Genomic DNA, 16,346 nt, shown 5'->3' with positions numbered 1-16,346 from the left:
GAATAGCTATCCAATCTTTTGAACAAATATATATCTTAATTCATATTTTTTCTGTTGTTTTTCTGCATATATCAGAGTCTCTCTTATGGAACCCGTTTCTAATATATTCAAATCATTAAAATGTCCTTTTAAATCTTCTTCAGTAAAGAAGTGAGCATATTTACCTTTCTTGTATTCATATGTTCCTTCTTCAATTTCCCTACCCACACCATTATTAAAATCACAATCAGAAAAGCATGTGAAATACATTACTCCCAATTCCTTCAAATGCTTCACGCAATTCTGTATCAGTTTTTTTCGGTCTTCTAACAAAAATAAATGCAATAAATCATAACAATATATTCCATCATACCTTTGGCATGTACTAAACTCTAATACCGATTCTTGAATAAAATTCGTTTTTAAGTCCCATTCTTTTGCTAGATCTATAGCTGAACTAGATATCTCAATTCCATCAACCTGAAAATAAGAAGAGAACGCCTTCGTATTTCTTCCATATCCAGCACCAGGAACCAAAATATCATGTACATGATTCTTTTTGAACAAATCTATAGCTTGGGTTACAGTTTGACTTGGTTCACAACCCCAAATCATCCCTTCTTCAGTAAATCTTTTGTTCCAATAATCCCCCATATGATTCACCCGCCTATATACTCACATAGCTTTTCTTTTAAGTTCATCAATCTGTCTGATATGATGTTGATCATGCCAGATAAAATCTCTTAAATATGATATTACAGTAAACTTCCCGTCAGCATATTCTTTAGTAAACTTGTCGTCTTCAAAACTCTCTATACTCTCCAATATCATGTTACGGTACTGAATAGTCATTTTAATTAATTCTTCTTTCGTTTTTGTTTTTCCATATTCAATAGCATCCTGATTAAATTGTACAAAATCCATATGTGTTAATGTCAAAGGTTTATTGTTCAATATGGGACTTATTGCTGCTTCAAAAAAGTATTTATCCCACAGTAGTATATGACTTACGATATCCTGAACTGACCATTTACCTTCAGCAATCGTTATTTGCCAATCCATTTCACGAATCTCAGAAACAAAACGGATCCATTCTTTGAACTCCTCTAGTAACCGTGACTTCTCATTCATGGTATCACACCCCTTTTTTTCAAATTATTCATTGTTCCTTTGCCATTCATCTGCTAAAATCGCATATTGATATGCATTATGCCAAATGGGTTGTGCTTCTTCCGTTTTATAAAAAAATGCTTTCTTCATATGGTGACCTTCTTTTCGCATCAACAAGCGCTCCAATAATCTCCACGATGAAGCGTTTTCTGGATTACACATCGCAATAATCCGATGAGCCTTTAACTCTTCAAATCCATATTGCAATACTCTTCTACTTGCCTCAGTAGCATATCCATTTCCATAGTATCTTGGGTTGAATATGTATCCTATTTCCCATGTTAAAAACTCAAACGGTACGGTTTGATTAAAATAAATGTGTCCTATCATTTTATTGTTTTCTCTTAATACAACTGCCATAAAAATATTGCTTTGCGATCGTTCCAATGTCATCTGCTTACAATCTTCCTCATTACAAACTTCCCCAGGTTCATACTTCAATACTTCTTCTATTGATAAGTAATCATGTAGATCATTCCAATCATCAGATCGAAAATTTCTTATAAGTAATCTTTCTGACTCTAAATCTATCATAATTATCGCCTCTGATACGTTTATTTAGCCTTTGCCTGAATTACTTTTAACGATCATTTAAACCCTCTCCATTGAGAATTTTCTGCATACATTTTTCAACCCTTGACTCCCGAGTTTTAGATTGTTTGGGTGCACTCAGAATCCTTAAGGAGCCGCTGCTTGAATATGATGTTAGGCGATACCCTTGATTTCTTTTGAGTTCCTTAAAATAATCCCTATTACTACTGTATTTTAACTTCTTAAATCGACAACCATCGTGATTGATGAATCAACTTTCCCAACTTCTTTAAATCCGAATCTCTCGTAGAGTTTCATTGCCGCTGCATTGCTCGGATCAACACTGAGGGATAATTTTTTTATATTCCTCTTCCTAGCTTCTTTAAATAATTCATCCATTAAGGCCATTCCGATTTTTCTTCCCCTGTATTCTTTTAACAAAGCCATTCCTAGTTCGGGTACATCATTATCAATAAATCCAAATCCCTTATTATCCTCGTTAAAATATCGAACTGTTATTGATCCGACGGGTTCACCCTCATGGTTCATTGCTATAAATCCAAAATCCCCCTCTCTTCCCCAACCTTCAATATACTTTGATATATAAGGGTCTTTTATTATCGCTTTATCGAATGGCTCTTGACCTTCTGGGACAAATAATGATTCATATAACATCTCCCATAAAAAAAATACATCATCTTCTATTATTGGTCGGATTCTGTATTGCATCATTGAAGTTACCTCATTTCTAGATTCTCAAAGGTTTCACCTAACGTTTCTATATTTTCCATAAGAGCCGAAGCATGAATATTGTGTTATGCGGTTCCTCTGCTCTCTCCAAATCAACATTCCAACGCTCTGCTTGCTTCTGTTAATTCATCATTGGCCTCTAAATATTTTAATATTTTTTCAATATCGTCGTGGTCTATTGTTTTCGTTATAATTAGATGTTTAATATTAAATCCTGGTATTTCCATTTCTTTTCCAAAGTGATTTACTAATTTTTGAGGGGTTGTCACCAAACTCCATCGTTCACTTCCATCCGAAAAAGTAAGGGTCACCTCCACCAAATCAAACTCCTTTGGATCATCATCAAACTTCCATCTTTCTAAAAAGGGCACTTCTATATTTCCTTCAATAAAATGAGCTTTTGATATCCAAACTGCTTTTCCATGGTTTCCAATAATTCTATACTTGTCCCCATCTTCTTTTTTTACGATGTATTTATTACCTCTTGTAAGTGCATGAGCATAAACGCCTATACTCATACAAGTTATGATTGGTCCCTCCATCAATTCACTTCCATACCGTATTTAATTTAAATGAAATCCGCATCTTCCTATCAACTGTTTATTTTCTTACCGGACCGAGGATGTATTCAAGACGCCCAGCGCATGCCGGGTTAGATGATACCACGCACTTCTGCGAGTTACTTACAGACATCCTTAAGCTTTTTCAACAATACAATCCAGTTGTCAGAAAGATAACCAATTAAGTAGGCAAAAATATCTCTATCTATTGAATATATATACAGTCCATCAGCCAACTCTTCAATTCTTTCAAGTAGCCTTTCATTAATGTCATGTCTCTCTTCAAATGTTGTAACTTGATATGGTTCTAATTTTATTTGCCCATTAAAATTAACACCTTCAATAAGCTCTTTTATCTCCTCCATAATAGACGAATCTTTTTCCGCTTTAATTAGCTTTAAAGCAGCAATTGTTTCATTCAAGTACTTTCCAGTGGAATTTTCCATAAACCCGAAGACTCCATTCATTGATAATTCTGTATCAAAATCTATTAATAAAATAATAGTCCTCAAAGATTCAGGTACCTCATAAATCATGTCTCTTATTGAGCTAGCCTCTTCTCCGTAGATAACACTACCCATGTGTTCCACAAGATCTGTAGCCGAAAAGTTGTTATGGGGCGGAATTAGTAGCTTTACAACATGATTTAGGGTACTCATCATATTCACCTTGATTTCATAGTTTTAGTTTTGCATGTTTTCATCTAACGTTTCTGTATTCCTGAACCCAAAGGGGTTGTCTGCAAAGGCTCCATTAGAGACGCAGCTTGAATATTATATTTTTTAAATGTCACTTCCTTCATTGATTTCCTCAACGTTAATTTTGGTTCAACTTCTTTGTCAGTATTATTTCCAGAGGTTCGTTCTCAAGCATTAAACATCCAGCATCTCTATATCCAAGCTTTCTATAAAAATGTTGGGCTCCTTCATTTGACTGTGTTGAGGTCATGACCATTTCAAATCCTTTTTGTTTCATTAATTCTTCCCAATAGTGGACAACTTTTTTACCAATACCTGTTCCTCTATACTCCTCATCTATCCATATCATATTCATAAATGGTGTGTTGTCCCAAAAAAATCCGTATCTCATCCAACCTATTTCTTGATTGGATTCTCTAATGATTAGAATTTCATTTTCTTTTATTTTTGGTCTTATAAGTGTCTTATGTATGTGTTTGTCTCTTAACGAGATATACTCATAATCTGATTCAATCGCAAAATCAATCTTCATTGTAAATCCTCCCTTTCACTCTTTTCATTGAATATCTTCTTGGTAACACTTAGCACTGATGTCTCATAGCGTTTGTACATTACATAAGTTTATAAAGTCTTTTTAAAAATGTATAAGCCACCTTCTTCTCTAACTTTAGTAAACCCACACTTTGAATAGAAGTGATGATTCTTCACACTCCAGCTAGGAGTATCCAGCCACCATTCAGTGCTGTCTGGAAATTTACTTTCAATTTTCTCCATCACCTTCGTTCCGATTCCTTGATTTTTAAAATTTGGATCAATAAAGATTCTTCCTAGATTATGCACTTGATTACATTCTACAAATATCATAGCTCCCCCGATTATTTCTCCATTAAAGAGTACCTTGAAATATTCGCAATTTTGCATCATCTCTTCTTGCCAACTTATGGAGTCATATCCTATTGGCCCAACGGTTTCGTTATTCTTAAAATGCTTTGATTCATCCTCAAAACTGGCCTTTTGTATTTCAGCAAGTCTTTGTGCATCATTTTTTCTAGCTTTTTCTAATGTCAGCACCCAACATACCTCCATTGTCTTTTTATTTTTTCAGGGGTTGTCTGCTGAAATTCCTCCTCGAAATCCATCCAACGGAGCCTCCACTTGAATATTATGTTATACGACGGAATCACTTCTAGAATCTACTTTCGGCAATGGACAAGGCACGTAATGCTGGATGGCTCTGCCACTTAGCCGGTTAAATGTGTCCGGTGAATCCACTCCTCCCAATGCCTCTTTTTGGACCAAGGGTCGGGCTTGTCCCGGCCCACTGAGTTGAATGCGATGTTAGATGATGTATGTCACTTACTTTTTCGAGTTACATTCAAAGTATTTATTATTCTTGTTTCCATTTATGTGTTTCGAGTAGTTTTCCAGTTTCATAATAATACTTTATTACTTCAAGCATGGGGATTAATTCTATACAAATGTTATCACAATAATTGCCTAACTGACCACCAGCAACCAGAAGAATTTCACTGTTTCCCTGTTTATCGTTCATAAGAGTATATATATTATCATCAATTGTAATAGACACTATGAAATATTGCGGTCCGCCTCCAACTAATGCTGAATCTGTGTCTGATACCTCAAAAAAAACTAATGTAAATTTATCTCCGTCGAGTTTTCTTAAAAAACTTAAAGTGTCTGCCCATGTAGGATTCATAACCATTTCTTCATTGAATGTGGTCCCATTCCATTCATCAATACTAATAGATTTTATCATTTTTTCTTTGCATCCTTTTTAGATGGTTTTATTTATTTGGGTGCTTTCATCTAACGTTTCAGCATCTATGACGTGACCTGACCTTAGATAGCTCTTATCATAGGTCAGGTCGTATGTTATCTGGATATGCTTCTGTGCTTGACACCTTTAACCAAGAGGCAAAAGCCCATAGCTTATATGCATTGCTATATGATTCGGCGATATCCTCAATTTTACTTCACTTATTCTTTTTCAAAAGAATCCCCTGTTTCGCAAGTCACACCGATTTCCTCTAAAATATCAGGACTAATTATAGTATGTGAAGATCCTGTATCTATAATTACATCATCTATTCTCAATGCTCTCCCTCTAAATGTAATGGTAAGTGACGTTGTAATTAACTGACCATCATAGTTAATTTTCATTAGTATTACGTCTCACTCTCATTAATGGATCTCTGCGGAGGTGAATCACAAAGTCTTGATTTGATGTATGGTACACCATATTTCCAGGCTTTACTTGCAAAACCTCTTTATTCGCATCTTGTTTTGATATTATTCGAATCGGTGCAACTTCATCTACTATTTTTTTGTTATCTTCCTCATGATAATTAATTATAGAAACCAGAACAAATTGGTCAGGGAACAGTTCTCTAACTTCTTGCCATTTCATGTGTTCTACCTCCAACAAATTCGTCCCAAATCTTCTTTTTATCATTTTTAACATATGCCGCCGATTTCATATAACGTTCGCGCATTCCTGACGTTCAAGCGGCTTAAGTGACCGAAGGGAACGAGTCATCAGACTTAGCCGGTTGACTGTGTTGCCTGATTCCACTTCTTCGAAATTCCTCTGGCGACCAAGGAGCGAATGCGACGATGCAGGAATATTTTGTTTCAGAAGGTCGAGTCTTCTCTGAAATGCATCACTTAAATTTATCTTTTATTTAGAATATTTCTTTTAAGTAATGAGACCTTTTGCTCAACATGCAATTCAAATCTTGAGAAAACATGTAACCTTTCACTTTGAGTTTTTAGCTTGATATATAATTCTTTTGGTATTTCTGTGTTAATACATCTATATTCAAATTCTATGTAATCAATCAATTTATCATAGAATTCAATAGTATCATCATCAGCTAAAGAATAATTTGTCGTTAATATATCCAATATTTTCCTATAAATCGGTAATATTTCTTCCTCAACGATTTTTGCATTATACAATACTGACCCTTTATACCATTCAAAAGACCTTCAATTGAACCAGTTCTTTTCCATTCTTTAATTTTATCTTTATTTTCTTCTTCAAGAATATCAAGCACATTAATGATAGCTGAGAATTTTGCGTTAATTTCTTTTATACTAGCTAGGATTGGCGAATATAATTCATTTAATTGTCTTTCTTTATAGTTAAATCTACGTTGAATTTTATAACTTTGATATCCATAAATAATTCCTAAAAAACCGGATGCAAAAGTAATAAACATCGAAATTAATGGGGCGTATAATAAAAACGTCTGAATACCTTCTCACTCCTACTATTAAGTATTTACCCGACTTTCTGATAACGTTCCTGTATTCACGACCCAACGAATGTTGGGTGTCCGGCGAATGCCGGACCCAGGGCGTATGCCCGCAGCGTGAATATTATGTTAGTCGAAGTTATTCTGCTTCTTTGCGTACACTTTCAAATTCTTCTCGAATTAATCTTTGGCATTCTTCCCATTGTTCCAACAATCTGTCTGTACTTAAATTCATGTTTTTTAATGAAATGTATAAAACTATCCTTGAAAGTTCACATGATTTAGACAAAATATCAGTTGCTGAAAAGCTCAAAGGTCCTACGGCCACCAACAATTCATCATTGTCATCAAACATAAAACCTTTAGTCGCAGTTATATTAGAGTGGACATAACTTGAATCAAGTTTATAAACTGCTTCATACCAAAAATCCATCCCTACGTCCTTAGCCATATCTGCAATAGAAAGTTCAGACCATTGAGCTTTATTCTTGTAATTGCTTTTATTCGCTTCATAGTCCTCTTTAATTTTATTACGACGTTGTTCATCTATATTAGAATTGGTATAGTGTTTCTCAATCGTTTGAAGTAACCGATACTCTGCTATATGTTTGTATTCAATGAATCTGTTTATTCTTTTGTCTGGGTCGTTTGATATGTAGGTAATAATAATTGCAATTTCGACCATTGTTCTAAAAATGATGCTTGCGTCCTCATTAAATCCTGAAACTACTAATAGACGAAACGAAAGCATTGATTTATGAAATTTCGCAAGAAAATAAAGTGATACATGCGAGAGCAAGTTATTTGGCACTTCACCACCTAATAAATACTTATCTAGCTCTAAACCATTAATTTGTGAGCTTCCAATGATTTTGAGTGACGTATCTCCATTTCATTCACGACTTCTTTGATATACATATTTCACACTCCTTAAGAATAATTTCGACTAACGTTCTGATATTCACGAAACGCCCAATCCTTAGATAACTCTTATCTTAGGCTTGGGCGTTTGTTGACTGAGCTTCCTCCATGATTATACATCTGTCAACCAAGGGCCGATAGCCCCGCTGCGTGAATACAATGTTAGATGATTGATTGGCCTTCTTCGAATTTGCTATTCATAATATTCAACGTTTAAGTGAGTAATACAATTATATAGTTCACAATCCCATCTGAATTGGTCTTTATTTAAAATTGTTACCGATGTATTATGGAGGTGTTCTTCTGTATCGATGTGCGGAATTAGTTTCTTTAAAGTCAGTCCAATTAGTGCTCCATGACTTATTATCAATATTTTTTTGTCGTGATGTCTTTCAGAAATGTCCATTAGGCATTTCATTCCTCTTGTGATTATCTCAGCGTTTGGTTCTATACCAAGATCTAGTTTGGACCATCCGTATCCCCACTTACTAACTCTATCTTGTTCAGTTGTTCCCTCAATAAGACCGCAGTTCATTTCTCTTAATCGTGGGTCAGTTTTCACTTCAACATTCTTAATCCTTCCTATAATTTCTGCTGTTTCGAGTGCTCTTGATAAGTCACTTGAATAAATATAATCCCACTCCTCGTTCTCCATTCTCTTAGATAGTAATTCAGCTTGTCTTCGTCCCTCATCATTTAAAGGTATATCGACTTGTCCCTGTGCCCTGTATTCATAATTCCAATCTGTTACTCCATGTCTTATAAGTCCTATCAATGTCATACTTGTTCCTCTTTCATTTCATTTTATGTTTTTAGGATACTGCCGATCTTTCATCTAACGTTCTCGTATTCACGAACCCCTAAGGGGTTGTCTGCTGATATGCCTCTCCGAGATCCATCTTGCAGACCCAGGCTCCGTAGGAGCCGTAGCTTGAATGTTATGTTATACGACGGTGCCTTCAATCACCCACAAGTCTTTTATTACTTCTTTAACATTGACTCAATTATTTTTCTTGTATCCCCGTCATCAGGTATAGCATTATCCCACCCGTGACCGTACCATCGATCTGTATTCCTTATCAAAAAATCAAGTTCAATCCATCGCTCTTCAATAATTAATTTAAAAATGTACGCTATTCTATTCACCATGAATTTATTTAAAGTCTCCATATCAGTTTCAGAGAGTTGATTATTTGGATTTGCATGCATATCTTCAACAGGACCATTTCTAAAAGCAAAATGTGTAAGTGCTTTGGCAATCATTGTTAAGTTTTCTTCAACTAAAAGTTCAGCTTTTACTCTATCATTCATTTCTTTTGCATGTTCGGTTTTAACAAGTAAATAATCATCAAGTATCGAGTTCCTAATAGTAATTCCATATTTTCTTCGTCTATATGTAATTTTCGATTCTTTTACATCAAATAGCTGAGATATCATATAATCTGGTTTCTGCTCATCTATAAACATCGTTTTGAGATCTTCTTGCGTAAGATCGTCTAAAGATAATTCTTCTCCTGCAGCCTTCTTCGCCTCAAATTCTTTAAAGATTCCCATCATTATGACCTCCTGTTTTATTAATTTCTCCGTACTGTCGTATAACGTTTCTGTATTCATGAACCCCAAAGGGGTTGTCTGCGGAAATTCATCTTCGAAATCTATCCAACAGACCCAGGCTCCAACGGAGCCGCAGCTTGAATATTATGTTATACGACGGTATCACTTCTCGAATCTGCCTTCACTATTGGTTTTCTTCAGGTACATATTCGATCAAATCAGATAATTTGCAATTAAATGTATCGCATAGCTTAAATAAGGTTTCCAGCTTTGTTGTTTCTATATTCGTTTCCCTATATAGCTTGTTGATTGAATTCCGACTCAATCCCGATTTAGCCATCAATTCTGTTATATCATCTATTCGATATTCTGCCATGAGTTCTCTTATATTACACTTGATTACGTTCATCTTTTGCCCCTCCATAATTCTATCTTATCTTCCATACCAGCAATCATCAACGAAAGGCGAAGTTTTAACTCTATCAAGTCAAATATTTACCTTGCATTTAACTTTATAGAGTTATATAATAACTCTATAAAGTTAACAAGAGGAGGAATAACATATGATTAATACATTAGAATCATTAGCAGAGCCACTTATAAGAATACGTTTAGAATTACTCTATACTGAGCTTCTAGAGTATCATAAGGAGTACAATCAGCTTTCTTCGGAGACAGATCAATATTTTAAAAAACTTCGTGAAGCTTTACCCGATCAACTTCAACATACGGTTTTTCTTTACGAAGACGCTCAAATTTCTCTTCAATCCATCCTAGAACGAAGTATCTACATACAAGGTTTCAAAGATGCTCTGCAACTCTTTAGTGAATTTCAAAATTTTGGTATGTAGAGGGTCGTAAGATCCTCTTGTTATTACTAAGCTATTAAACACATGAGAACTTTAAAATCTTACAAAACAAATCTAAAATTATTCAAAAAACATTAACTGCCCTAAGATTCTCCAAAGGACAGTTGATGTTTTAACTATTCTAGTTCTTACAACCATTTTTAGCACTAATGTTTACACAATAATCAGAATGTTCATTGGTATTCGTTCCACAACCAGTAGTTCCGCCTTTACTACCGCTGTACATCGCTTCTCTAATCTGCCTTAACTATTGGTTTTCTTCAGGTACATATTCAATTAAATCTGATAATTTGCAGTTAAATGTATCGCATAGCTTGAATAAGGTTTCCAATTTTGTTGTTTCTATATTCGTTTCCCTATACAGCTTGTTGATTGAATTCCGACTTAAGCCCGATTTAGCCATCAATTCTGTTATATCATCTATTCGATGCTCTGCCATGAGTTCTCGTATATTGCACTTGATTACGTTCATCTTTTCCCCTCCATAATTCTATCTTATCTTGCATACCAGCAATCATCAACGAAAAGCGAAGTTTTAACTTTATCAAGTCAAATATGCACCTTAAAATTAACTATATAGGGTTATACAATAACTCTATATAGTTAACCAGTGGAGGAACAACATATGATTAATACATTAAAATCATCAGAAGATACACTTATAAGTACGTTGTTTAGAATTATTCTATACTGAGCTTACGTCGTGTATAAGATCTATTCAATTAATAGGACTTAAGTAAAAGCGCACATCATTATTTAAGGCATCTTTCAACAGTAAACTTTGATTTAGTATCTGCTTCAACCCTTTAATCCAATTGTTTCTATTAATTTCGTATATCAATAACCACTTATCCCCATAAATAGATTCATTACTTAATCTTCTTTTCAAATCATTGATACAAGTCTGAATTTTACTTTCTCTGTTTAATTTTTTCTTTTCAATATAATCTAGAGCCATTATCGTAGAGAGCGGCTCGGAATAATTGATAATACTTACAAGATTATTGATTTCAATATTCATATCGAGAGAACACATGACCGCAATTAACCATATAGTTTCAAGTTCATGCTTGTACTTAAGACAACTTTCCAATATATCATTTATATTACGTTGTATACTTTTATCAAAAGCAAAATTATTTTTTAGAATTATATTATGTACATATTCCGCCATGTTAGGAAATGTAAGAATTATATTCACTAAATGAGAAAAAACAAGTCCTTTCTCTTTATTAGCAATATTATGGCTACTCAAGATTTTTAGTCCATACTTTAAAACTCCTTTGTTATTATTCTGATGTAGTTCTATCATTTTTTCAATATATTTCAAATATCCATCTTTAGAGAAATCATGCTCTCTTAAAACTTTGACAAAGTCCTGATTCAGTTGATATGGATACTTATTAATTTCAGTTTTTTCTGTATTTATATGCAGTTTATAATCATACAGGATATTCTGAAAATGAGGTATAAACTCATTAATCTCGCTTTCATTACGAAAATAAAAATTATAATCATCTACATAACGTTTGAAATGATATCCTTCCTGATCCAATATTTCATCAATAGATGACAAGATAATCTCCGACACTATTCGGGAACTCAGAGGACCTGTCGGGATGCCCTTAGTTTCATTGTTATTTATAGACCTGATTAATTTATCAAATTCATCATAGCCCAAATACTTAGTATCTCTTTGTTTCGGTGATTTTTTTAGTTCGTTTTTCGAATCTTCCTTACCATACAAGGCCCAAGTTAAACTATGTGTATAAATATTCTCATAGCATTTGCTTAGATCAATATTCAAAAGATACTTATAACCAGCAGAATAAATTGTTCTATCATAATAATTTTTCATAAATCTTGAAAAAACATTGTAGCCTTTTACCTGATTTGGCAAAATAATATTGGAATATGAGTGTTCATTTTGTTTAAACTTATTTTCTATAACTAATCTGTGCTTTTCAATGTTTTCACACAATATAGAATACAAATCTATATGGGGAAGAGCTATGATTCTTCTTTCAAGATCGCTTTTATAACTTGAAATAAACAAACAAGGGGTGAAATCAATCTTTTTAGATTTTAAATTAGTTAAGTTTGAACTTACTGTAGCTGGATGACTTTTTATAAAATCTGCTAACTCTATACTTGTGAATATCTTAGATGGCAGATTATCTGAAAAAAAACCGCATTTAAGTAAATTATACATTGTTAATTTCATTGTGTTACTCCGTTCATTTTGTAAGTAATCTTATATTTTTTTGTGATTCTGTCGTATAACGTTCCTGTATTCACGACTCAGCGTATGCTGAGTGTCCGGCGAATGCCGGGCCAAGGGCGTATGCCCGCAGCGTGAATATTATGTTAGGTGATGTTCACCCCCCAACGGGTATACTTACAAGATTGGTATAGTATCTAAATTTTCATACTTGTTAAAAATAGTATAAAAACAGCTTTCATAATAATTATATGCTTCATTAAAAGTTAGTTTTAGATGTTCATAATCAATACCGTAATTGTGTTCTTTATCTCCTATCATTTGTGCTTTCTCATATTTATCATCAAAAGGGTATCTAAACATCATAGAAGACGAATCAATGCTGTCCAAGTCTTCAATAACAGTCTTCATCAATACAAGTGGGGATTTATCTTTTTTAATAGCTTTACTCAAATATTCATGAAGTATGTTTTCTGTTTTATTCCACAAAGATTTTAAACTGTGTCCTTTTAATTTTTCTTGAATTTTCTCTCTTTTCATACTCTGATCCATTAAATAATGTGTCAAAAGAATAGCCTTCAAAATCAACTCCGTTGAATGACGATACAGAAAAATGCTTGGAATAATCGCTTCATCAGCTTGCTTTGTAATATTACTTCCAATAGAACTTATTAGTAGATCACCACATTTTTTATACATCTCAGAATAAGTTTTGAATTCCCAACTTGAATAATCGCTTCTTCTCCAGTTAGGATAAGCATTTTTGTTAATGTCCGAATTTCTTTTAAATAATTCTCCCATGAAATTGCCTCCAACATATAGTTTTCTTGTGAATTTTACCTAACGTTCCTGTATTCACGAACCTAGCGAATGCTAGGTTGTCCGGCTCCTGCCGGACCAAGGATGAATGTCCGATGCGTGAATATTATGTTAGCTGATGCCATTTTATTTATTGAATTAACTAAGCTTCCTTAAACTTCTTTAAGTCAATATGTAAGTCTGTTAGTATCTTTTCCATTGCAATTATTATTTCACTTATGAATTCTTTGCATATATATATTTTGTTTCTTCCCGTTTCGAAAATACTCTTCCCCAAGCTATTAATTGATTTTCTCAAATCTATGGTTCGAGAAAATAGTTCAACATCTCCGCCACAATGAACTATGCAATTTCTAACAAGAGCACAGTTCTTTATTGTTTTCCATTCATCAGTAGTTTCCGGAAAATTACTCTGAATAACTTTTTTCATATAATTTTTCGCTCTTTCAATACCAGCCCCTTTTAAATCAGCAACTGAAATTACAATGTTTTTTTGTTGTTTATAGTAATCACAAATTAATGCAAGTTGGTTCTCAAAGAATGCATACAATGAAACAAGTAGCGAGTTTCTTAATATTTGAGGAAATTCATCTGAATATTTATTATTAAGCAATAACCAATTTAGAAAGTTTTCTTCTCTCACATTGTTTTTCTTCAATTCATGTTTTAAATTTTCTAATTGATTTTCAGTCAATTTACAATACATCTTGAAATTATTCAGCTCTTTCTCAAAGCTATAATTATAAACTTTCATGTACTCACCTCTTATTTAATGGTTTCAGCTAACGTTCCCGTATTCACGACGCCCAGCGAATGCTGGGTGTGTCCGGTTGCCTCTGCCTTCCCAAAATTCCTCTACCGGACCGAGGGCATATGCCCGATGCGTGAATATAATGTTATAGGATGTCAGCACCTTCTTGAATTTGCATTCAAAACCTCATTAATTATAATCTAGTCATCTTTTCAATATGCGACTCAATTTTTTCAACTTCTTTTGTTAAATCATGTAGGTTTTTAACAACAGCTTGTGTTGTTCCTTTATACATATTTGCATCAATTATATAATGTTGCTCATATTCATTGTTTTCCAAATCTTTATATATAATGCTTACTCTATATTTTGGATAATCGCCATTTTCATTTTTCAACTCAATTAATGATCCAACAGATGATCTTAAATACTGCTCAGGAGCCAATAACGCTATTTCTTTATCAATAAATGCAGCCTTATCTAAGTACTTAACTTTACTTGTGTCATTGAGGGATACTAATTTTACTAGTATATTTTTAGCAGGACTTTTCCCGATGTTCTTAATGTGAAGATCTAGCATATTGAAAATAGTCATCTCAAAATAAACAATAATGACTGGCATATTATTTTCTTTTCTGACTATTTCATTTTGTTCAACTACTTTCATATTTGCCCTTTGAATTTTAATTGTAAAGAAAACATATACAGCTGTTAATATAATCATCCCTAAAGTATTAACAAGGCTGATTGTAGCAGCATATTGAGTTGCCCATGAATTCATAAATATTCCTCCATCTTTTATTCAAACTCGCTGATTTCCTATAACGTTTCTGTATTCACGACCCAGCGTATGCTGGGTGTCCGGCGAACGCTGGACCAAGGACGAATGTCCGCAGCGTGAATATTATGTTATCTGTAGTGCCTCCTCTTAAATTATTTCCCCATTTTTATACCATATTAGTTCAGGCATTGGAGGCGTAGAGCACTTGGTTTTGAATTCAACAAATAACCCCCAAGCATAACCCAATTTGTTATGTCGTGAGGTATCCGTATAACACTTTAATTTACTGAAATCGAAATTTCTATCCTCTCTATTTGTAGATTTTTTGATTCCAATGATTAACAGGTTTTGTAGGTTACTTCCTCTTTTATGTATTATGATATCTGGATAAATTGACATCCTTACATATTCTATATTATCTATGCTAACAGTTTCTTTGAAATTTTTATTCAATTCTAAATACTCCTGTTTTAAAAAATAAATATTCTTGTTTCCCTCGGCTTCATCAACATTTTTGTTATATTCACAGTCAACATCAAATTCATTAAATTCTTCTTGAATATAATTAGAAAATTTATGCGCGATTGTTCGTTCATTCAAATCATTTTTAATTAAGTACTTATCTTTCTCGTATAACTTCAGTAGCGCCTTATTAACTTTTCCTTTAATTTCGTCTAAATTACTTTCCAAAATCCATTCACTCCCTATTCTTGTATTTAGCATTACAGATAACGTTCTTGTATCTACGAATCCGAGAGGCTTAAGGCGCAAAGCGCCGGGTCCAACGGACTTAGCCTCGCAGGGTTGTGAGCTGATCCCGGCTTCTCTGCTTTCCACTTCTAGCGAACCAAGGGCAACGCCCGCAGCGTAGATGCGATGTTATGTGAGGTCAGCTCTTCTTCGAGTCAACTAATAATTATGCTTCCTTGCTAGTTTCCACTTCATAAATAAATTTATATCACTTATAGCATCTAATATTATTCCTTTATGTTCTATATTATTTTTTAATTCTTTCAAAATGATTGGTTTTACTAGTCTTTTATCTAACTGTTTTTTAGTTCTTGCTATATGTGCTAATCCCAATACAGAATTCGCTCTTACATTTGGATTATCATGTTGCGCTGATTTAAGACATATATCTTGAGCAAACTTCCAATTGTGATGATACATTCCAACTGAAAGTGGTAAATATATAAGTTCTTCTACTTCTTGACGAGTTAAAATATCTTTTATTTCCTGATCTGTGTATTCTTCAATATGCTTGTAAATTCGCTTCATAGTACTTGCTCCTAAATATAATTTTTTTATTCCTAGCTGATTTCACATAACGTTCTTGTATTCATGACGTCCGACAAAGTCGGATGTGTCTGCTGAAACACCTCCTCGAAATCCAACCAGCAGACCAAGGCTCCGTTAGGAGCCGCAGCTTGAATATTATGTTATGTGACGTCAGCATCTTCTTCG

At 33.7% G+C, this 16,346-nt stretch carries 23 protein-coding genes; 1 reads left to right on the top strand and 22 read right to left on the bottom strand.

The window, feature by feature from the left end; all coding sequences use genetic code 11:
* Positions 1–6: 6 nt before the first annotated feature.
* The 15 genes from ACQW03_RS19830 to ACQW03_RS19760 form a co-directional block, all read right to left on the bottom strand.
* Positions 7–633: a class I SAM-dependent methyltransferase gene (locus ACQW03_RS19830; protein ID WP_071641967.1), complete on the bottom strand. Its 627-nt coding sequence runs from the start codon at positions 631–633 to the stop codon at positions 7–9.
* A 21-nt stretch (positions 634–654) separates the two neighbouring features.
* A complete protein-coding gene (locus tag ACQW03_RS19825; protein ID WP_441951369.1) occupies positions 655–1,110 on the bottom strand; it encodes a DinB family protein in 456 nt (151 codons plus the stop codon).
* Positions 1,111–1,134: 24 nt separating this feature from the next.
* Positions 1,135–1,683 (bottom strand): GNAT family N-acetyltransferase, encoded by a 549-nt coding sequence (locus tag ACQW03_RS19820; RefSeq protein WP_220029927.1) that lies wholly within the window; start codon positions 1,681–1,683, stop codon positions 1,135–1,137.
* A gap of 231 nt (positions 1,684–1,914) precedes the next feature.
* The gene (locus tag ACQW03_RS19815; RefSeq protein ID WP_028542549.1) at positions 1,915–2,412 is read right to left on the bottom strand and encodes a GNAT family N-acetyltransferase; all 498 of its coding nucleotides are present in this window, start codon (positions 2,410–2,412) and stop codon (positions 1,915–1,917) included.
* Positions 2,413–2,522: 110 nt separating this feature from the next.
* Positions 2,523–2,972, bottom strand: coding sequence for a hypothetical protein (locus ACQW03_RS19810; RefSeq protein ID WP_441951364.1), 450 nt, complete (start codon positions 2,970–2,972; stop codon positions 2,523–2,525).
* A gap of 137 nt (positions 2,973–3,109) precedes the next feature.
* Positions 3,110–3,649, bottom strand: coding sequence for a DMP19 family protein (locus tag ACQW03_RS19805; RefSeq protein ID WP_441951362.1), 540 nt, complete (start codon positions 3,647–3,649; stop codon positions 3,110–3,112).
* Between the two features lie 157 nt (positions 3,650–3,806).
* Complete coding sequence (locus tag ACQW03_RS19800) at positions 3,807–4,220, bottom strand: GNAT family N-acetyltransferase (protein ID WP_220029930.1); 414 nt, start codon at positions 4,218–4,220, stop codon at positions 3,807–3,809.
* Positions 4,221–4,309: 89 nt separating this feature from the next.
* Positions 4,310–4,759, bottom strand: coding sequence for a GNAT family N-acetyltransferase (locus ACQW03_RS19795; protein WP_441951360.1), 450 nt, complete (start codon positions 4,757–4,759; stop codon positions 4,310–4,312).
* A gap of 316 nt (positions 4,760–5,075) precedes the next feature.
* Positions 5,076–5,465, bottom strand: coding sequence for a hypothetical protein (locus ACQW03_RS19790; RefSeq protein ID WP_441951358.1), 390 nt, complete (start codon positions 5,463–5,465; stop codon positions 5,076–5,078).
* A 221-nt stretch (positions 5,466–5,686) separates the two neighbouring features.
* A complete protein-coding gene (locus ACQW03_RS19785) occupies positions 5,687–5,869 on the bottom strand; it encodes a hypothetical protein (protein ID WP_441951356.1) in 183 nt (60 codons plus the stop codon).
* Positions 5,859–6,116, bottom strand: a complete 258-nt coding sequence (locus ACQW03_RS19780; RefSeq protein ID WP_441951355.1) for a hypothetical protein — start codon at positions 6,114–6,116, stop codon at positions 5,859–5,861. The genes ACQW03_RS19785 and ACQW03_RS19780 overlap by 11 nt, the downstream gene beginning before the upstream one ends.
* Before the next feature lie 989 nt (positions 6,117–7,105).
* Positions 7,106–7,777 (bottom strand): DUF5677 domain-containing protein, encoded by a 672-nt coding sequence (locus tag ACQW03_RS19775; protein WP_441951353.1) that lies wholly within the window; start codon positions 7,775–7,777, stop codon positions 7,106–7,108.
* 303 nt (positions 7,778–8,080) lie between these two features.
* A complete protein-coding gene (locus ACQW03_RS19770) occupies positions 8,081–8,668 on the bottom strand; it encodes a histidine phosphatase family protein (RefSeq protein ID WP_441951351.1) in 588 nt (195 codons plus the stop codon).
* A gap of 200 nt (positions 8,669–8,868) precedes the next feature.
* Positions 8,869–9,444, bottom strand: a complete 576-nt coding sequence (locus tag ACQW03_RS19765; RefSeq protein WP_441951349.1) for a hypothetical protein — start codon at positions 9,442–9,444, stop codon at positions 8,869–8,871.
* A gap of 181 nt (positions 9,445–9,625) precedes the next feature.
* Positions 9,626–9,850 (bottom strand): helix-turn-helix domain-containing protein, encoded by a 225-nt coding sequence (locus ACQW03_RS19760; RefSeq protein ID WP_010345211.1) that lies wholly within the window; start codon positions 9,848–9,850, stop codon positions 9,626–9,628.
* Positions 9,851–10,004: 154 nt separating this feature from the next.
* Here ACQW03_RS19760 and ACQW03_RS19755 point away from each other — a divergent pair, with 154 nt between their 5' ends.
* Positions 10,005–10,292 carry a DUF6809 family protein gene (locus ACQW03_RS19755; RefSeq protein WP_404580601.1) on the top strand — a complete coding sequence of 96 codons (288 nt, stop codon included), beginning with the start codon at positions 10,005–10,007 and terminating at the stop codon, positions 10,290–10,292.
* A gap of 265 nt (positions 10,293–10,557) precedes the next feature.
* On the opposite strand, the gene ACQW03_RS19750 is transcribed toward ACQW03_RS19755, so the two are convergent.
* The 7 genes from ACQW03_RS19750 to ACQW03_RS19720 form a co-directional block, all read right to left on the bottom strand.
* Positions 10,558–10,782 (bottom strand): helix-turn-helix domain-containing protein, encoded by a 225-nt coding sequence (locus tag ACQW03_RS19750; protein ID WP_010345209.1) that lies wholly within the window; start codon positions 10,780–10,782, stop codon positions 10,558–10,560.
* 246 nt (positions 10,783–11,028) lie between these two features.
* The gene (locus tag ACQW03_RS19745) at positions 11,029–12,534 is read right to left on the bottom strand and encodes an RNA-directed DNA polymerase (protein WP_010345207.1); all 1,506 of its coding nucleotides are present in this window, start codon (positions 12,532–12,534) and stop codon (positions 11,029–11,031) included.
* Positions 12,535–12,708: 174 nt separating this feature from the next.
* Complete coding sequence (locus ACQW03_RS19740) at positions 12,709–13,332, bottom strand: hypothetical protein (RefSeq protein ID WP_076157320.1); 624 nt, start codon at positions 13,330–13,332, stop codon at positions 12,709–12,711.
* 160 nt (positions 13,333–13,492) lie between these two features.
* Positions 13,493–14,104, bottom strand: a complete 612-nt coding sequence (locus ACQW03_RS19735; protein WP_441951345.1) for a hypothetical protein — start codon at positions 14,102–14,104, stop codon at positions 13,493–13,495.
* A 190-nt stretch (positions 14,105–14,294) separates the two neighbouring features.
* A complete protein-coding gene (locus ACQW03_RS19730; RefSeq protein WP_441951343.1) occupies positions 14,295–14,882 on the bottom strand; it encodes a hypothetical protein in 588 nt (195 codons plus the stop codon).
* Between the two features lie 147 nt (positions 14,883–15,029).
* Positions 15,030–15,719: a hypothetical protein gene (locus tag ACQW03_RS19725; RefSeq protein ID WP_441951341.1), complete on the bottom strand. Its 690-nt coding sequence runs from the start codon at positions 15,717–15,719 to the stop codon at positions 15,030–15,032.
* 72 nt (positions 15,720–15,791) lie between these two features.
* On the bottom strand, positions 15,792–16,160 hold the full coding sequence (locus ACQW03_RS19720) for a hypothetical protein (RefSeq protein WP_165149845.1): 369 nt from the start codon (positions 16,158–16,160) through the stop codon (positions 15,792–15,794).
* Positions 16,161–16,346: the final 186 nt, after the last annotated feature.

Source organism: Paenibacillus sp. DRB1-1, assembly GCF_052119485.1.
Taxonomy (GTDB): domain Bacteria; phylum Bacillota; class Bacilli; order Paenibacillales; family Paenibacillaceae; genus Paenibacillus; species Paenibacillus polymyxa_B.
This window is presented reverse-complemented; position numbering and strand designations above follow the sequence as displayed.

Coding starts and splice junctions, on each gene's coding strand:
- ACQW03_RS19755 (WP_404580601.1), top strand. CDS start 10,005: ATGATTAATACATTAGAATCATTAGCAGAGCCACTTATAAGAATACGT.
- ACQW03_RS19760 (WP_010345211.1), bottom strand. CDS start 9,850: ATGAACGTAATCAAGTGTAATATAAGAGAACTCATGGCAGAATATCGA.
- ACQW03_RS19750 (WP_010345209.1), bottom strand. CDS start 10,782: ATGAACGTAATCAAGTGCAATATACGAGAACTCATGGCAGAGCATCGA.
- ACQW03_RS19745 (WP_010345207.1), bottom strand. CDS start 12,534: ATGAAATTAACAATGTATAATTTACTTAAATGCGGTTTTTTTTCAGAT.
- ACQW03_RS19770 (WP_441951351.1), bottom strand. CDS start 8,668: ATGACATTGATAGGACTTATAAGACATGGAGTAACAGATTGGAATTAT.
- ACQW03_RS19825 (WP_441951369.1), bottom strand. CDS start 1,110: ATGAATGAGAAGTCACGGTTACTAGAGGAGTTCAAAGAATGGATCCGT.
- ACQW03_RS19785 (WP_441951356.1), bottom strand. CDS start 5,869: ATGAAAATTAACTATGATGGTCAGTTAATTACAACGTCACTTACCATT.
- ACQW03_RS19780 (WP_441951355.1), bottom strand. CDS start 6,116: ATGAAATGGCAAGAAGTTAGAGAACTGTTCCCTGACCAATTTGTTCTG.
- ACQW03_RS19735 (WP_441951345.1), bottom strand. CDS start 14,104: ATGAAAGTTTATAATTATAGCTTTGAGAAAGAGCTGAATAATTTCAAG.
- ACQW03_RS19740 (WP_076157320.1), bottom strand. CDS start 13,332: ATGGGAGAATTATTTAAAAGAAATTCGGACATTAACAAAAATGCTTAT.
- ACQW03_RS19765 (WP_441951349.1), bottom strand. CDS start 9,444: ATGATGGGAATCTTTAAAGAATTTGAGGCGAAGAAGGCTGCAGGAGAA.
- ACQW03_RS19800 (WP_220029930.1), bottom strand. CDS start 4,220: ATGAAGATTGATTTTGCGATTGAATCAGATTATGAGTATATCTCGTTA.
- ACQW03_RS19720 (WP_165149845.1), bottom strand. CDS start 16,160: ATGAAGCGAATTTACAAGCATATTGAAGAATACACAGATCAGGAAATA.
- ACQW03_RS19805 (WP_441951362.1), bottom strand. CDS start 3,649: ATGAGTACCCTAAATCATGTTGTAAAGCTACTAATTCCGCCCCATAAC.
- ACQW03_RS19815 (WP_028542549.1), bottom strand. CDS start 2,412: ATGATGCAATACAGAATCCGACCAATAATAGAAGATGATGTATTTTTT.
- ACQW03_RS19810 (WP_441951364.1), bottom strand. CDS start 2,972: ATGGAGGGACCAATCATAACTTGTATGAGTATAGGCGTTTATGCTCAT.
- ACQW03_RS19790 (WP_441951358.1), bottom strand. CDS start 5,465: ATGATAAAATCTATTAGTATTGATGAATGGAATGGGACCACATTCAAT.
- ACQW03_RS19830 (WP_071641967.1), bottom strand. CDS start 633: ATGGGGGATTATTGGAACAAAAGATTTACTGAAGAAGGGATGATTTGG.
- ACQW03_RS19730 (WP_441951343.1), bottom strand. CDS start 14,882: ATGAATTCATGGGCAACTCAATATGCTGCTACAATCAGCCTTGTTAAT.
- ACQW03_RS19820 (WP_220029927.1), bottom strand. CDS start 1,683: ATGATAGATTTAGAGTCAGAAAGATTACTTATAAGAAATTTTCGATCT.